General features: G+C 62.7%; 16 protein-coding genes. 8 read left to right on the top strand and 8 right to left on the bottom strand.

What is annotated here, in order from left to right; genetic code table 11:
• Positions 1 to 60: 60 nt before the first annotated feature.
• A complete protein-coding gene (locus tag ACE4RL_RS17145; protein ID WP_375598313.1) occupies positions 61 to 588 on the top strand; it encodes a hypothetical protein in 528 nt (175 codons plus the stop codon).
• Here ACE4RL_RS17145 and ACE4RL_RS17140 read toward each other — a convergent pair.
• Positions 585 to 980: a hypothetical protein gene (locus ACE4RL_RS17140; protein ID WP_375598312.1), complete on the bottom strand. Its 396-nt coding sequence runs from the start codon at positions 978 to 980 to the stop codon at positions 585 to 587. The genes ACE4RL_RS17145 and ACE4RL_RS17140 overlap by 4 nt on opposite strands.
• 316 nt (positions 981 to 1,296) lie before the next feature.
• Here ACE4RL_RS17140 and ACE4RL_RS17135 point away from each other — a divergent pair, with 316 nt between their 5' ends.
• On the top strand, positions 1,297 to 3,135 hold the full coding sequence (locus ACE4RL_RS17135; protein ID WP_375598311.1) for a putative bifunctional diguanylate cyclase/phosphodiesterase: 1,839 nt from the start codon (positions 1,297 to 1,299) through the stop codon (positions 3,133 to 3,135).
• A gap of 8 nt (positions 3,136 to 3,143) precedes the next feature.
• Here ACE4RL_RS17135 and ACE4RL_RS17130 read toward each other — a convergent pair whose 3' ends face one another.
• Entirely contained in the window at positions 3,144 to 3,311 is a 168-nt protein-coding gene (locus ACE4RL_RS17130; protein ID WP_375598310.1) for a hypothetical protein, read from the bottom strand.
• Positions 3,312 to 3,530: 219 nt separating this feature from the next.
• On the opposite strand from ACE4RL_RS17130, the gene uxaC reads away from it, so the two are divergent.
• The 3 genes from uxaC to ACE4RL_RS17115 all read left to right on the top strand — a co-directional run bounded on the left by uxaC (position 3,531) and on the right by ACE4RL_RS17115 (position 6,459).
• Entirely contained in the window at positions 3,531 to 4,949 is a 1,419-nt protein-coding gene (gene uxaC / locus ACE4RL_RS17125) for a glucuronate isomerase (protein WP_375598309.1), read from the top strand.
• 189 nt (positions 4,950 to 5,138) lie between these two features.
• Entirely contained in the window at positions 5,139 to 5,948 is an 810-nt protein-coding gene (locus ACE4RL_RS17120; protein WP_375598308.1) for an aminoglycoside phosphotransferase family protein, read from the top strand.
• A 4-nt stretch (positions 5,949 to 5,952) separates the two neighbouring features.
• Positions 5,953 to 6,459, top strand: a complete 507-nt coding sequence (locus ACE4RL_RS17115; RefSeq protein ID WP_375598307.1) for a CAP domain-containing protein — start codon at positions 5,953 to 5,955, stop codon at positions 6,457 to 6,459.
• A 169-nt stretch (positions 6,460 to 6,628) separates the two neighbouring features.
• Here ACE4RL_RS17115 and ACE4RL_RS17110 read toward each other — a convergent pair whose 3' ends face one another.
• The 4 genes from ACE4RL_RS17110 to ACE4RL_RS17095 all read right to left on the bottom strand — a co-directional run bounded on the left by ACE4RL_RS17110 (position 6,629) and on the right by ACE4RL_RS17095 (position 9,252).
• Complete coding sequence (locus tag ACE4RL_RS17110; protein ID WP_375598306.1) at positions 6,629 to 7,363, bottom strand: TlyA family RNA methyltransferase; 735 nt, start codon at positions 7,361 to 7,363, stop codon at positions 6,629 to 6,631.
• Positions 7,360 to 7,959, bottom strand: coding sequence for an SCO family protein (locus ACE4RL_RS17105; protein ID WP_375598305.1), 600 nt, complete (start codon positions 7,957 to 7,959; stop codon positions 7,360 to 7,362). The genes ACE4RL_RS17110 and ACE4RL_RS17105 overlap by 4 nt, the downstream gene beginning before the upstream one ends.
• An 86-nt stretch (positions 7,960 to 8,045) precedes the next feature.
• Complete coding sequence (locus ACE4RL_RS17100; RefSeq protein WP_338722427.1) at positions 8,046 to 8,297, bottom strand: exodeoxyribonuclease VII small subunit; 252 nt, start codon at positions 8,295 to 8,297, stop codon at positions 8,046 to 8,048.
• A gap of 13 nt (positions 8,298 to 8,310) precedes the next feature.
• The gene (locus ACE4RL_RS17095) at positions 8,311 to 9,252 is read right to left on the bottom strand and encodes a histone deacetylase family protein (RefSeq protein ID WP_375598304.1); all 942 of its coding nucleotides are present in this window, start codon (positions 9,250 to 9,252) and stop codon (positions 8,311 to 8,313) included.
• Positions 9,253 to 9,314: 62 nt separating this feature from the next.
• Between ACE4RL_RS17095 and ACE4RL_RS17090 the strand changes: the two genes are divergently transcribed.
• Positions 9,315 to 10,253, top strand: coding sequence for an L-threonylcarbamoyladenylate synthase (locus ACE4RL_RS17090; RefSeq protein WP_375598303.1), 939 nt, complete (start codon positions 9,315 to 9,317; stop codon positions 10,251 to 10,253).
• Here ACE4RL_RS17090 and ACE4RL_RS17085 read toward each other — a convergent pair.
• Positions 10,250 to 11,206, bottom strand: coding sequence for a DnaJ C-terminal domain-containing protein (locus ACE4RL_RS17085; protein ID WP_375598302.1), 957 nt, complete (start codon positions 11,204 to 11,206; stop codon positions 10,250 to 10,252). The genes ACE4RL_RS17090 and ACE4RL_RS17085 overlap by 4 nt on opposite strands.
• A 113-nt stretch (positions 11,207 to 11,319) precedes the next feature.
• Here ACE4RL_RS17085 and pdxH point away from each other — a divergent pair, with 113 nt between their 5' ends.
• Together pdxH and ACE4RL_RS17075 are read left to right on the top strand one after the other, a co-directional pair.
• Positions 11,320 to 11,949, top strand: a complete 630-nt coding sequence (gene pdxH, locus ACE4RL_RS17080) for a pyridoxamine 5'-phosphate oxidase (protein WP_375598301.1) — start codon at positions 11,320 to 11,322, stop codon at positions 11,947 to 11,949.
• Between the two features lie 77 nt (positions 11,950 to 12,026).
• On the top strand, positions 12,027 to 12,857 hold the full coding sequence (locus ACE4RL_RS17075; RefSeq protein ID WP_375598300.1) for a DUF1499 domain-containing protein: 831 nt from the start codon (positions 12,027 to 12,029) through the stop codon (positions 12,855 to 12,857).
• Between the two features lies 1 nt (position 12,858).
• Here ACE4RL_RS17075 and glpK read toward each other — a convergent pair whose 3' ends face one another.
• The gene (glpK, locus tag ACE4RL_RS17070; protein ID WP_375598299.1) at positions 12,859 to 14,349 is read right to left on the bottom strand and encodes a glycerol kinase GlpK; all 1,491 of its coding nucleotides are present in this window, start codon (positions 14,347 to 14,349) and stop codon (positions 12,859 to 12,861) included.
• Positions 14,350 to 14,431 lie beyond the last annotated feature (82 nt).

The following is a 14,431-nucleotide window of genomic DNA, read 5'->3' as shown; positions in this document are numbered from 1 at the left end:
GTTGTGTGTCTTTCTCGTATCCGCTAGTGTATCAAGGTCTGGACATGGGAGCGGAAATCGATGGCTGAAAATCCGCTGAACTCAGCAAAAACCCTTTTGTCTCAATTGCTTAATGAGAAAGTCAAATTGACAGCGGAGCGCGCGGCGCTCGATAAAAGGGCCACTGAACTCGATAAACTAATCCACAGAGTGGAGAGCCTTGTTGCGGCATTGCAACAGGTAAAATCTGCGCAAGATACCGAAGCACGCATCAGGAACGACGAATCAGCGGCTTCCGAAAACTATGCTCTGGTGCACGATCTCGATCCCCCAGCCCGCAATCCGAAGAAGGAAGAGGTCGCGAAGGTTGCGCGCGAGATCATCGAAGAAGCCGGCCATCCGCTCAATCGAGGTGACCTCTTTCAACGGCTGCAAAGCAAGGGCATTGATCTTCAGGGGGCAAATCCTCAGATGGTCTTGTCCACAATGCTTTGGCGAGCCGGGGAGAAGGCTGGTATCGTGAGGCTGAAGCGATCCGGAGGCGGCTACTGGTTAAAGGAGCGCCCTTGGCCTGATGCTGGATACGACCCTGAAAGTGTATTTGACTAGCACACACTCGGATTGCTGCGCCCGTCCCAATCGGTGTAGCAGTCGCTATTCATCATAGCTGTGACCCGCCAGCCGACGCCTGGCAGCGACGTAATGATGTCCATGCCGAACCAGATCACGGCCAGGCAAAACACTATGCCGGCCACCCAGCCGAGCCAGTTGCTCGACCGCTTGGCGATCCGTGTGCCGACCCAATAGGCACCGCCGAACGCGAGCGCGATCATTCCATAGCGCAGCACCACCGCCACCGAGTGCTCGACCAGTCCCGCGAAGAAATTCCGCTCCCCGCTGGCAACCATCACCGCCTCGATCAGCACCACGGTACCAATACCCGATGCCCACTTCGCCCAGGTGGGCCAGGCGCTCCATTTGTCGATTGCGATCTGGATCATTTTGGCTGGACACCTCGGCAAAAAGCGTAGGCTTTATATGGAACGAAAAAGGGTCCAGAAATCAACTAACTAATTGAAATATATGGGTTCAGGTTCCCCGGCTCTGGGCACCACTATTTTCCCGCTTTTGATATGTCGAGCCGGTGGCCCTCGGGTACGCTGTCCTACTGGATATCGCACTCCTGGCTGCAGCCGATCGCTCGCTTGGCTCGGTTTACCGATTGCCCGTCAAATTTGTTAAAACTGAATACGTTCCCAAACACTCCCTTTACGGGCGGCTGCTAGCCTCTGGTCTTGGAAACTGGGGGCCGGGAAAGTGACGGGCAAAACCGAACTTTTGCTCCGTGTGCAGACGGAAGTTCTGGAAGCCGTCGCGCGGGGAGAAGAACTGGTCGAGGTGGGCAACATTCTGTGCCGTTGCGTCGAGCGGCAATTGCCCGATGTGATCTGCTCGATCTTGCTCGTTGAAGACGGCAAGATGCGTGCGCTCTCAGGGCCCAGCCTGCCCGCCAGCTACTGCGCGGCGATTGATGGCGTTGTCGTCGGCCCAAAGGCGGGCTCCTGTGGAACGGCGGCCTGGCGCGGCGAGCCCGTTATCGTCACCGACATCGAAGCCGACCCGCTTTGGGCCGACTTCAAGGTCCTGGCGTTGCCGCTGGGGCTGGAAGCCTGTTGGTCCAGCCCGATCCTGGACCAGGACGGGAATGTGGTCGCCACCTTCGCCTTCTACTATCACACCAAGCGCGCCCCGTCCGATTTCGAACGCGACATCGTTGCCACCTGCTTGCATCTGTGCGCCCTCTCCATCGCGCATGAACGCGTGCGCGCCAAAAATCACCGCCTGGCCTTTTTCGATGTGCTGACCGGCCTGCCCAACCGCGCGCATTTCAATGCCGCCCTGGCGGAACGGATTGTCACCGGTGAACGATTCGGGCTGATCCTGCTCGATATCGATCATCTCAAGCTGACCAATGACAGCATCGGACATGCCGCTGGCGATACCCTGATCCGGACCGTCGCCGAACGTCTCTCGACCTGTGGGGCTGATATACTGCCCTGCCGTCTGGGCGGCGACGAATTCGCGCTACTGGTCGCAGATTGCGCCGATCACGCGAGCTTGGAAGCGGCCGCGAAGCGCGTTCTGGCCGCCGCGTCCGGCATTGTCGAAGCGGGCGACCAGACTATCGACGCTCATGTCACGCTTGGCGGCGCGGTTCATGGCCTTGATGGCACTGATTCCGAGACGCTCTGCCAGAATGCGGACTTTGCACTTTATCAGGCCAAGCAGACCCATCGCGGTGGCTATGTCGGCTTTCGCCAGGATCTGCGCACCACCATGGTCGAGCGGATCGCTACGGTTCGCCGGCTCGGCACCGCAATGAGCGAGGGGCGGCTGGTCCCGCACTATCAGCCCGTCGTTCGCCTCGACACGGCCGAGATTGTTGGCCTCGAAGCACTGGCCCGGCTGGTGTTGCCCGATGGCGACGTGGTTTCCGCTGGCGCCTTTCAATCCGCACTGGACGATCCGCGCATCGCCTACGAACTGACCGGCCAAATGCTCAGCCAGGTGGCGCGCGACATCCGCACCTGGCTCGATGCCGGCATTCCCTTCCAGCATGTGGGGATCAACGTCACCACGGGCGACTTCCAGCGCGGGGACCTGGCCGAACGGGTGCAGGATATCTTTGCCGCCGAAGATGTCTCCCTCCGTCACGTGGTACTTGAGGTGAATGAAGCGGTGTTCATGGGCGGCAACGACCAGATCGTGCCGCGCGCCGTAGAATCGCTGCGCGAGCAGGGATTGCTCGTGGCGCTCGATGATTTCGGCACCGGCTATGCCTCACTCACGCATTTGCTCTGCTTCCCCGTCGATATCATCAAGATCGACCGGTCCTTTGTCGAGCAACTGGGCGCCGACCAGCCCAGTGGCGTCGTCACGCGCGCCATTCTCGACATCGCGCGCCAGCTTGACATGCGGGTGATCGCCGAGGGTATTGAAACCAGCGACCAGGCCGCCATATTGCGTCGCTATGGCTGCCAGATGGGGCAGGGCTATCTCTATTCCCGGCCTGTTCCGGCGGAGGATGCAACCAAGTTGTTGCAGCTCTTCGGGCAAAAGCTGCCCCGGCTCCGACGCGCTGCGGTTAACGCGTGATCTGTGTGCTAGAACAGCGCGCTCAGCACGGTTGCGCTAACGCCTACCATCGCGAACGCGCAGATTGACGCTGCGATCAGCATCAATCGCGCCCGTTGCGCTCGCGCGCCATGCCGCACGGCCCGCCTGAGACGGGCCAGTTCCGAGCCGGCGTGATTGAGATTTGCTTGGAACATCGGGCTGCCTCCACATCGGGCGCTCGGGTGGAACGCTATGCGCTTGCCGGGCAGCCGCCTTGTGGACTGTTTCTTACCCTCTGGGCGCCAAGCATACGCTCCCCTTTCGGTCGTCCAAGACCGGTCTCGATTCGCGGTTAATTTGTTTCAAATGCCATTCGGCAGCATCTTGTATGGAAGATATTGAATCCGGCCGGGGAACGTGGCACAAACCCCGGCATGACCCAGCCAGCCCATCTGCATCCCGATCGTCTGTTTCCCCCTTCCGAGCCGGCCCGCGCCCTAGCGCGCGACCTCTACGCCGAGGTTAGCGACCTGCCGCTGATCAGCCCGCACGGTCATACTGACCCGTCCTGGTTCGCGCAGAACGGCCGCTTTGCCAGCCCCACTGCACTGTTTCTGACGCCCGACCATTATGTGCTGCGCATGCTCAGGAGCCGGGGTGTCAGCTACGATGCGCTGGGCATCCCCCGCAAAGATGGCAAGGCTATAGAGACCGATGGTCGCAAGGCCTGGCGCCTTTTCGCAGAAAACTACCATCTATTCGCCGGCACCCCTTCCAAGACCTGGGTCGATCATTCCCTGCACGCGGTCTTTGGCATCACCGAGGAGCTGTCCGCATCAACTGCTGACAGCATCTACGATGCCATCGACGCGAAACTGGCGTCACCCGACCTGCTGCCCCGCGCCGTTCTCGATCGCTTCAAGGTCGAGGTCATCGCCACCACCGAATTCGCGCTTGATCCGCTGACCCATCACCAGTCCATGCTCGATCAGGGGCTGATCGGCCAGGTGCGCACCACCTATCGTCCCGACGACGTCACCGATCCCAGCCGCGCTGCCATTGTCGAGAACCTGCAGAAGTTCGGCGAACTGACCGGCGAGGACATTTCTAACTGGGATGGGCTGATCAACGCCCACCGCAAGCGTCGGGAGTATTTCCGCAAGTTCGGGGCCGTGGCCACCGACCATGGCGTCCCCACGGCCAATACGGCGGATCTTCCCCTTGATGAAAAGCAGGCCTTGCTCGACAAGGTGCTGGCCGGACGGCACGATGCCAATGATGCCGAACTGTTCCGCGCCCAGATGCTGACCGAAATGGCGCTTCTCTCGGTTGAAGATGGCATGGTCATGCAGATCCATGCCGGCTCGCGCCGCAACACCGATCCCCTTCTGTTCGCAGAGCGCGGGGCCGATCTCGGCGCCGATATACCTGGACCAACCGACTATGTCGGCGGCCTAAGGGCGCTGCTCAGCCGTTGCGGCAATGAGCCGAACCTGCAGATCATCATGTTCGTGCTCGACGAAACCACCTATGCGCGCGAACTGGCCCCCATGGCTGGCTATTGGCCCTCGCTGAGGATCGGTCCGCCCTGGTGGTTCCATGACAGCCCGCAGGGCATCCGCCGCTATCTCGATCAGGTCGTGGAGACCGCCGGCTTCTACAATCTCGCCGGCTTCAATGACGACACCCGCGCGCTGCTCTCCATCCCGGCCCGCCACGATGTATGGCGCCGCGAAGTCAGTGGCTTCCTCGCCAACTGGGTCGCCGAACACCGCTTGAGCAAATCTACGGCCACCGAAATCGCCAGGCATCTGAGCTATCAAGCAGCGAAAGACGCCTACAAGATCACGTAGGTCGACAGTCTGGATCGGTTCCTCCCCCTAAAAGGGGGAGGTTAGGTGGGGTATCCAACAAACACATCCCGCCCCACTTCCATCACCTTTCCGCGCGACTGCGTCAGAACCGTCGAATCATTTCCACGCTTCTGCTCTAATGGCGCCATGGTGAATCAGTCCCCCGTCGAAACGGCCCTGAGCCGTGCCATGATCCGTTGGTCCCTGACCAAATCCACCCCCGTGGCGGAAACGCCGCGCAGCTGGGTTTTCCGCGTTGAGCAGAACGGCCGAAATTTCGCTGCCCTTAAAATTCTCAAGCGCGCTGTGTCTGAAGAGGAGGGCAGGGGCGCGCGGCTACTGTCCTGGTATGGGGGCGATGGCGCCGCCACGGTCTTCGACATGCATGGCGATACCATCTTCATGGAATGGCTCGACGGCGGCACCCTGGGCGAGGCGGCCCGCAATGGCCGCGACGCCGAGGCCACCACGGCCCTCGCCACCGTTGTGTCCAATCTCCACCGCCATCGCGCCGATGCGCCGGCCGATTTGCTGCCGCTGCGGCAACGCTTCCAGGCCCTGTTCGACACCGATGTGCGCGCCTGGCCCCATACCGCCCGCGATCTCTATGCCCGCTCCGCCGGCATTGCGCTGAAACTCTTCGACAAGCCCATGCCGGAGATTCCGCTGCATGGCGACCTGCACCACGACAATATCATCTCGTCTGATCGAGGCTGGCTGGCCATCGACCCAAAAGGCCTGGTTGGCGATCCGCATTATGAAGTCGCCAACGCGTTCCGCAACCCGTCCGGCGCCACCAAGCTGGCGGCTGATCCCAAGCGTATCAACGCCATGGCCGATGCTTTCGCTGCTCGGCTGGGGTTCAATCGCAAGCGCGTGCTCGGCTTTGCCGCCGCCCACTCGGGCCTTTCGGTCTGCTGGGATCTGGTCGATGGCAAGCCCGTTACCACCGATCTTGCCATTTTACCCAATCTCTTGAGCGCATACGATCAGGCCTGACCCCATGACTCGCTATACCCGCCGTGCCGCCCTGGTCCTGGCCGCCTCGTCCCTGCTCTCGGCCTGCGCTTCAACCATCCCACCCTTGCCCGCCAAGGTATCCGATCGCCCCGAAGACCTCACGCGGGATCAGATCATTGCCACGATCAATGCCGTGCGCCGGGCCAATGGCGCGGGCAGCTGGAGCTATAATCCCCAGCTTGAAACCGCTGCGCGCTCGCAGGCCCGCCTGATGGCCCAAAAGGACACCCTTAGCCACGATCTCGGCGTCACCCTGCGCCAGCGCGTATCGGAAGCCGGCTATCTCCTGGCCGTGGGGGAAAACGTCGCCAAGGGCTACAAGACCCTCCCCGCCGCCATCGAAGGCTGGCTCGCCTCCCAGGGCCACCGCAACACCCTGCTCTCCAACCGCTTCACCGAGTTCGGCCTGGCCTTTGCCCGCACCAATTCGGGCAAGCTCTACTGGGCCCTCATCGCCGGCGGTCCATACGAAGCCTGGGTGCGGGCTTAGAGCCGTCCCCCAGGAGGATATCTATCCGGTGGAGAGATTTGAGGCGAGAAGGCCGCGAGAGCTATGCTCGAGTGGCGGCTTGAATGGCGGGGGCAACGGTTAGGGAACCAATTGTTCATCGTCTCCCTCCCCCTGGCGAAAGCAGGGTGGGGGTGTGTTGATCGCCTGTTCAGCCCCGGCCGAACACCAGCACCGTCTCGACATTCCCGTCACCGCCGGCAATCGGCGAAACCACCTTTGCCCGCAACCCAAACCCCGTGCGCTCCACAAACGCCACCACCTCGGCCAGCGCCCTCTCGGTCGCCGCAACGTCGCTGACAATTCCGCCCCTGCCGACAAATCCCCGGCCCACCTCGAATTGCGGCTTGAACAGAATGACCGCATCGGCCGCCGGTCCACACAGGGCCAGCGGCGCCGCCAGAACCTTGGTCAGCGACACAAAGCTGACATCCGAAACCAGAAGATCAATTGGGTCGGCAATGTTCTCTTGGTCGAGATCCCGGGCATTGGTGCCTTCCAGGCTTACCACGCGCGCATCATCGCGCAGGCTCTGGTGCAATTGGTCATGCCCGACATCGACGGCAAAGACCTTGGCCGCGCCGCGCTCGAGCAGCACTTGTGTAAATCCGCCCGTGGATGAACCGACGTCAAGGCAGGTCTTGCCGCCAACATCGATTTTTCCGGCATCGAGCCCGGCGAGCAGCTTCAACGCAGCGCGGGACACATAGCCTGCCGCCGGATCGTCCAGCGTCAGCTCATCGTCGGGTCCCACCATCTGGTTGGGTTTTTTCGCCGGTGCACCATTAACGGTTACGGTGCCCCGCAAAATTGCGTCCCGGGCCCGCGCCCGGCTGGGCATCAGCCCGCGCTGCTCCAACGCCAGGTCGAGCCGTATGCGGCTCACCCCTTGACCATGCGCTCGATCTTGCCAAGCGCGGTGTCGCTGGCTTCCTCATAGGCAATCGTGCCTTCAAAGGTGCCCTCGCTGTCGATCAGAAACGTCAGGGCGGTGTGATCGACCAGATAGAATTCGCTCTCCACATCGCCCGATTTCTCCGAGAACACACCGAAGGCCGCCTTGGCCTTCTCGGTCTGCTCGGGGGTTCCAACCAGCCCGATCACGCTGGGATCGAACCCTTCGACATAGGCCTTGACCATTTCGGGCGTGTCGCGCTCCGGATCGACCGTTACGAAGATGATCCGCAACTCCTCCGGCGTCAGGCCGAGCTGTTCGCGCCAGGCTGTCGTTTCCGCAAGCGTCGTGGGGCACACATCGGGACAGAAGGTATAGCCAAAAAAGATCAGGCTCGGCGTGCCACGCAGATCAGCCTGGGTAAAGCTGCCGCCCTGTGTCGAGGCCAGCGCAAATTCCTGCCCGGTCACGCCCAGCGGCCGCTGCGGCGGCCGGAACATATAAAGCGCCGTCGCCCCGATCGCCGCCACGGCCACCAGCACCCACAGCATGATGCGGAAATTGCGAAGGGTGTTGTTGGTCGTCATGGGGCAATAAGTCTCGATCTGTCAGCAAACGCTATGGCGTCCCTCCCCCCTGTCAGAGGGGGTGGATGGGGTATTGGCGAAAGCGATCAACCAGCATCCAGCGGCTCTGTACCCACCGCCTTGCCTTCGCGATTGAGCGTGATCTTTTCGATCCGCGCCTCTGCCGTCTTGAGCAGGGTTTCGCAATGCGCCTTCAGCGCCTCGCCTCGCTCATAGATGGCGATCGACTCCGCCAGCGGCGCCTTGCCGCTTTCGAGCTTGGCAACGATCTGCTCGAGCTGTTCCAGCGCCGCCTCGAAGCTCAGCGATTTGACATCGTCATGTGCGGTCTCGGCCATCTCGTTTGCTCGCTCAATTGTCGTTCATCTTAATCCCCAGGAGGGTCGCAACATGCTGCTGCACACCCCCGCTGAGGCCCTCGAGGTCATAGCCACCTTCGAGCAGCGACACAATCCGGTTGCCGCAGCGCTTTTCGGCAACCGCCATCAACTTTGCCGTGACCCAGGCAAAATCCTCGTCCACCCATTCCAGCTGCGCCAGTGGGTCGCGGATATGGGCGTCAAATCCCGCTGAGATCAGCAGTAGGTCGGGCGCGAAATTATCCAGTGCCGGCAATATGACATCGTCATAGGCTGCCCGCATGGCCTCGCCGCCCGAATGAGCCGGCAGTGCCACGTTGACGATATTGCCCACCCCCGTTTCCTCCGGCCGCCCGGTGCCTGGATAGAGCGGCATCTGGTGGCTCGATGCGTAAAAGACGCTCGGATCGTCCTTGAAAATATCCTGCGTGCCATTGCCGTGATGCACGTCGAAATCGACGATCGCCACCCGCTCAGCCCCATATTTCCGCTGCGCCTCCCGCGCCACGATGGCAACGGTATTGATCAGGCAAAACCCCATGGGCGCAGCAATTTCTGCATGGTGCCCAGGCGGCCTTATGGCGCAAAAGGCATTGTCCACCTCGCCTAGCAGCACGGCCTCAAGGCCCGCCAGCGCGCCACCCAGCCCCGTGGAGGCAACGCCCATCGATCCATCGGAAATAAAGGTATCGGCGTCCAGTTGCCCGATGCCCTCTGCCGGCCGCGCGTCGCGCAGACGGCTCAGATACGCAGCGTCATGCACCAGTTCGGCCAGCATGATGTCGCCAAAGGGCGCAGTGCGGCGCTTGAGACTGGCAAATTGCGGCCCGGCCAGCGCCTTTTCCACGGCCCGAATGCGGTCTGCCCTCTCCGGGTGCCCCTGCGGGGTCTGATGATCGGCAAAATTGGGCTGGCTGACCAGGAGCGTCGTCACGGAGCTCTCCACATGTTCCATCTCGTCTTGACGCGGCAATATCCTGTTGTCAAACACCGCTCATGTCAGACCCGTTCCGCATAACCATTGAGGAAGCTGCCGCCCTGCTGCGCGGGGGCAAGCTTTGCGCCTTCCCCACCGAAACGGTTTATGGTCTGGGCGCGGACGCCACCAACCCCGATGCGGTGCTTGCGATCTACGAAACCAAGGGCCGCCCGCGCTTCAATCCGCTGATCGTGCACTGCGCTGATCTGGCCATGGCGGAGCGGTTCGCGCGGTTCTCACCATTGGCTCGCGAGCTGGCCGAAAAGTTCTGGCCAGGGCCGTTGAGCCTGGTGCTGCCCCTCAGTGAAGGCAATGGCCTTGCCGACATCGCCACGGCTGGCCTCGACACGGTCGCCCTGCGGGTACCGGATCATCCGCTGGCCCTCGACCTCCTGCGCGCCACCGATCTACCCCTGGCCGCGCCCTCGGCCAACCCCTCTGGAAAGCTCTCCCCCACCACGGCAGCTCAGGTCCACAAGGGCTTTGCGGGCCGCGTACCGGTGCTCGATGGCGGGCCGTGCAAGGCCGGCGTCGAATCCACCATCCTGGCCATCGCAGAGGACCGGCTGATCCAGCTCCGCGCCGGGGCGCTCTCGCGCGAGGCCGTAGAGGCGGCCACCGGGCGGCCGGTAGAGCAGGCGGAGGAGGGCGCGGCAATCTCGGCGCCCGGCATGTTGCTCAGCCATTATGCACCCAATGCCACGATGCGGCTCAACACCACGCCCATGCCAGGCGAGGCCTATCTCGCATATGGCGAGCTTGCGCCGCACAACAGCCTGGTGCGCAACCTGTCCGAGACCGCCGACCTGCACGAGGCCGCCCGCAACCTCTTCTCCATGCTGCATGAGCTCGATGCCATGGGAGCGCAGATGATCGCAGTCGCCCCCATTCCCGAAACCGGACTGGGCGAAGCGATCAATGACCGGCTGCGGCGCGCGGCCGCGCCGCGAACCTAGTCCCTGACCTTGTAGGGCTTTTGGTCGCGCATGAACCGCGCCAGCGCCTCAAGATCCGCGTCGCCACCCGGCGGCAGTACCACGCGGATGTTCACATAAAGATCGCCATCGCCGTAAAGGCCTTTGCCCTTGAGCCGCAGCGCCTTGGAGGTGTCCATGCCCGGGGGCAGGGTCAATTCCACTGAACCGTCCAGCGTCGGCACTCGCACCTTCGCGCCCAGCACGGCCTCATAGAGCGTCACCGGCACATCGGTGCGCACATCATGCCCGTCCTTGCGGAAGGTCTTGGACTTCTCGAAGCGCACGGTCACCAGCGCATCACCCGGCTCGCCATAAGGGCTGGGCGACCCCTGGCCCTTGAGCCGGATCTGCTGCCCTTCTTCGACCTTTTCGGGCAGCTTGACCGAAAGCACCTTGCCCGACGGCATGCGGACCGGCACCGATGCTGCCTTGTGCGCGTCCTCGAGAGACACGGTGACATTGACGATAACATCGTCGCCCTTGCCCATTCGCCCGCCGGCGCTGCCGGCGGTCGTGCCCGTAAATGGGTCCCACTGGGCGCCGCCGCGTGCCCCGGCTGCCGCGCCGCCACGCGGCTGGCCGCCAAAGCCGCTCATGAATTCTTTGAGGATGTCTTCGGCCGAAAAACCTCCGGCGCCGGCCCCGGCGCCGGGCCGGGCGCCCCGGCTCGCCCCGCCAAAACCGCCATTGCCAAAGCCGGCAAAGCGCGGATTGCCTTCGGCATCGATCTCGCCCCGGTCGAACTGGCCGCGCTTGGCGCTATCGCTGAGAAGATCATAGGCATGGGTCGCCTCGGCAAACTTGGCGTGTGCCGTGGGGTCGTCGGGATTCTGGTCGGGGTGGTACTTCTTGGCCAGCTTGCGATAGGCGGACTTGATGTCCTTCTCGCTTGCGGACCGCGACACCCCGAGTACGGTGTAAGGATCGCGCATTTAGGTCCAATCTTTGCCATTGGGGCATTGTTCGCCCTGTCTTTGAGGTCCTATATGGCCACGCCCCCCGCCCTTGTCCAGTTGTGGCAAGGGCAACGCGCAGGAATATCGTGATGCTGCAGACCCTGACCGAACGCCTTTTCGACGATACCGACCGCACCGATCTCGATCCCTTTGCCATCTTCGAGGAATGGTTCGCCCTGGCCCAGGAGAGCGAACCCAATGATCCACATGCCATGGCTCTGGCCACGGCGGATCAATCGGGCCTGCCCGATGTGCGCATGGTGCTGCTCAACCGTCGCGACGCGCGCGGTTTTTGCTTCTTCACCAATTTTGAAAGCGCCAAGGGCGGGCAATTGCAGGCCAATCCGCAGGCCGCCATGGTCATGCACTGGAAAAGTCTCCGGCGGCAGGTCCGTATGCGCGGGCCGGTCGAACGCGTTACAGAGGCCGAGGCCGACGAGTATTTTGCCTCACGCGCCAGGGGCAGCCGCATTGCCTCGGCCACCTCGAAACAGTCCCGCCCCCTCGCCAGCCGGCAGCAGATGATGGACGAAGTGGCCGCCCTGACCGCCATGATCGGGGGCGGGGACGCTCCCCGTCCGGCACACTGGTCGGGCTACCGGCTGATCCCGACCGCCATGGAGTTCTGGAAGGATGGCGAGTTCCGTCTGCATGACCGGGTCCGCTTCACCCGCGACCTGCCTGGCGCCACCTGGACCAGCACGCGCCTATATCCTTAGGCGCACGCAAGAATTTTGTTCAAACAAGCGAAAGACCTTGCCGCTAATCTGCGCGCCGGATTGAGGAACGAGCCTACGTGCGGATACTGATCAGAACATCGAAATGGGCGCTAGCGGCGCGGCGGCTGGGAAGCCTGGCCTTACCCCTGCTCATCGTTCCTGTGTTCATGCACCGCGAACGGTTTTTCGATTCGAGCGTCTTTCTGATTGTGGCCGCTTTCGCCTGCGCTGTCGCGGCGCTAGCGGTTCTGACGGCCCTCATCGCGCTGGTGCGGTTATGGCATACCGGTGACCAGGGCTGGGGCAAGGCCCTTTCCGGGCTGTTCTTCGGCCTGGTTTGTCTCGCACCCTTCGCCTATTATGGTGCCCAGGCGCTGCGCTATCCCATTGTCACCGACATTGCGACGGCACCACGGGGCGAGCTCCCGCTGATTTTCGAGCCCGACACGGTCAACATGCAGGCGCCACGTGTCCTGAGCGCTGAACAACAGCAACGCTTCTTTCCCAACGCAACGACAAGAGCCTATCCACTGGACGCGCTTCAGCTTTTTGCCATTGTCCAACACCTGGTCGAGGCCCAGGGCTGGGACATCCGCCAAAGCCGTGAACCGGGCCTGGGCGGCTCTCCCGGACGCATCAATGCCCGCATTGTCACGCCTGTCGGCTGGCGCGAAGAGGCCGTGTTGCGCGTCCAGGCCACCCCGCAGGGCGCTAAAGTCGACATGCGCTCCGCCTCCATCGGCGCCATGCATGATCTGGGCTCGAACGGCCAGCGCATCAGCGCTTTTCTGGTGGCTCTGGACGGGGAGGTTACCGCCTTCATCCGCGACAATCCCAACATCAACCAGCCGCTGCCGCCCGAGCCCGAGGAGCCGGGCGCCGAAGTCCAGACCGGCGAGGAAGGCTGATTTAGCGCGTCAGCGTGCGGCGCACCGCGTCATTCCAGCCGGCAATCTTGGCCTCTCGGACCGAAGCCTCCATCTGCGGCTCGAAGCGATGGTCCCGTGCCCAGCCTGCGGCGAAGTCGGCCATTCCCGGCCAGACCCCGGCCTTCATGCCGGCCAGCCATGCCGCGCCCAGCGCCGTGGTTTCGAGAATGGTCGGCCGGTCCACCGGTGCATCGAGAATGTCGGCCAGGAATTGCATGGTCCAGTCCGAGGCCACCATGCCGCCATCCACACGCAAAACCGTGTCCTTTGCGCCGCCTGTCCAGTCCTTGCGCATGGCGTCGAGCAGGTCGCGCGTCTGGTAGCTGACGGCTTCCAGCGCCGCCTTGGCAATCTCGGCCGGCCCGGTATTGCGGGTGATGCCATAGATCGCGCCGCGCGCATCCGCGTCCCACCAAGGAGCGCCAAGTCCCACAAAAGCCGGCACCATAAAGACGTTCTGGCTCGGGTCAGCGCTACGCGCCAGCGGTCCGGTCTCACTGGCATGGCTGACCAGCTTCAACCCGTCACGTATCCATTGCACCGCGGCTCCAGCAATAAAGATCGAGCCTTCCAGCGCGTAAGTCGTCGTGCCGTCGAGGCGATAGGCGATGGTCGTCAGCAGCCGATTGTGCGAGGGCACCATATCGGTGCCCGTATTGAGCAGCGCGAAGCACCCGGTCCCGTAAGTCGATTTGACCATGCCGGGCTCGAAACAGGCCTGACCGATGGTGGCCGCATGCTGGTCGCCGGCCACCCCCAGAATGGGGATCGCGGCCCCGAACAGCGACGCTTCGGCTGTGCCGAAATCATCCGCGCAGTCCTTCACCTCCGGCAGCATCGCCATGGGCACGTCCAGGAGCGCGCAGAGCTCCGCATCCCACTGGTTCTGGCCGATATCGAACAGCAAAGTGCGGCCCGCATTGGTCGCATCGGTTGCATGCACCTTGCCCCCGGTCAGCCGCCAGATCAGGAAGCTGTCAACGGTACCGAAGGCCAGTTCGCCCTTTTCGGCGCGCTGGCGTGCGCCTTCGACATTGTCGAGCAGCCACTTGACCTTGGTGCCGGAGAAATACGGGTCAAGCAGCAGGCCGGTCTTTGCCGTCACCATCACTTCATGCCCGTCCTTTTTCAGCTCGGCGCAATGGGCCGCCGTGCGCCGGTCCTGCCAGACAATGGCCTTGTGGATTGGCTCACCCGTGGCCTTGTCCCAAATCACCACCGTTTCGCGTTGGTTGGTGATACCGATGGCGGCAATGTCGCTCGCGGTGACCGAGGCCTCCGCGAGCGCCTTCTTGACCGACCAGACCACGCTCTCCCAGATCTCCCCCGGGTCATGCTCCACCCATCCGTCCTGCGGAAAGTGCTGGGTAAACTCTTTCTGGCCGACGCCCACAATTTTGCGTGCCCCATCAAACACGATCGCCCGGCTCGAAGTGGTGCCCTGATCGATCGCCAGAATGAATTTGGTCATTGATATCTCCTCTTGGGGAGCTCTTTCGGCTCCTTGGCTACCCTCCCACTTGTGGGGAGGGTATCGCAGCTAGGCCATGAGG

Origin of the sequence: Devosia polycyclovorans (assembly GCF_042181575.1) — a bacterium.
GTDB lineage: Bacteria > Pseudomonadota > Alphaproteobacteria > Rhizobiales > Devosiaceae > Devosia > Devosia polycyclovorans.
Note: the sequence above shows the minus strand (reverse complement) of the source record. Positions and strands in the feature narration are given on the sequence as shown.

Bases quoted from the DNA above. Each gene is read 5' to 3' on its own strand.
- ACE4RL_RS17145 (WP_375598313.1), top strand. From the start codon at position 61: ATGGCTGAAAATCCGCTGAACTCAGCAAAAACCCTTTTGTCTCAATTG.
- ACE4RL_RS17140 (WP_375598312.1), bottom strand. From the start codon at position 980: ATGATCCAGATCGCAATCGACAAATGGAGCGCCTGGCCCACCTGGGCG.
- ACE4RL_RS17130 (WP_375598310.1), bottom strand. From the start codon at position 3,311: ATGTTCCAAGCAAATCTCAATCACGCCGGCTCGGAACTGGCCCGTCTC.
- uxaC (WP_375598309.1), top strand. From the start codon at position 3,531: ATGACCCAGCCAGCCCATCTGCATCCCGATCGTCTGTTTCCCCCTTCC.
- ACE4RL_RS17120 (WP_375598308.1), top strand. From the start codon at position 5,139: ATGATCCGTTGGTCCCTGACCAAATCCACCCCCGTGGCGGAAACGCCG.
- ACE4RL_RS17115 (WP_375598307.1), top strand. From the start codon at position 5,953: ATGACTCGCTATACCCGCCGTGCCGCCCTGGTCCTGGCCGCCTCGTCC.
- ACE4RL_RS17105 (WP_375598305.1), bottom strand. From the start codon at position 7,959: ATGACGACCAACAACACCCTTCGCAATTTCCGCATCATGCTGTGGGTG.
- ACE4RL_RS17100 (WP_338722427.1), bottom strand. From the start codon at position 8,297: ATGGCCGAGACCGCACATGACGATGTCAAATCGCTGAGCTTCGAGGCG.
- ACE4RL_RS17090 (WP_375598303.1), top strand. From the start codon at position 9,315: ATGTCAGACCCGTTCCGCATAACCATTGAGGAAGCTGCCGCCCTGCTG.
- ACE4RL_RS17085 (WP_375598302.1), bottom strand. From the start codon at position 11,206: ATGCGCGATCCTTACACCGTACTCGGGGTGTCGCGGTCCGCAAGCGAG.
- pdxH (WP_375598301.1), top strand. From the start codon at position 11,320: ATGCTGCAGACCCTGACCGAACGCCTTTTCGACGATACCGACCGCACC.
- glpK (WP_375598299.1), bottom strand. From the start codon at position 14,349: ATGACCAAATTCATTCTGGCGATCGATCAGGGCACCACTTCGAGCCGG.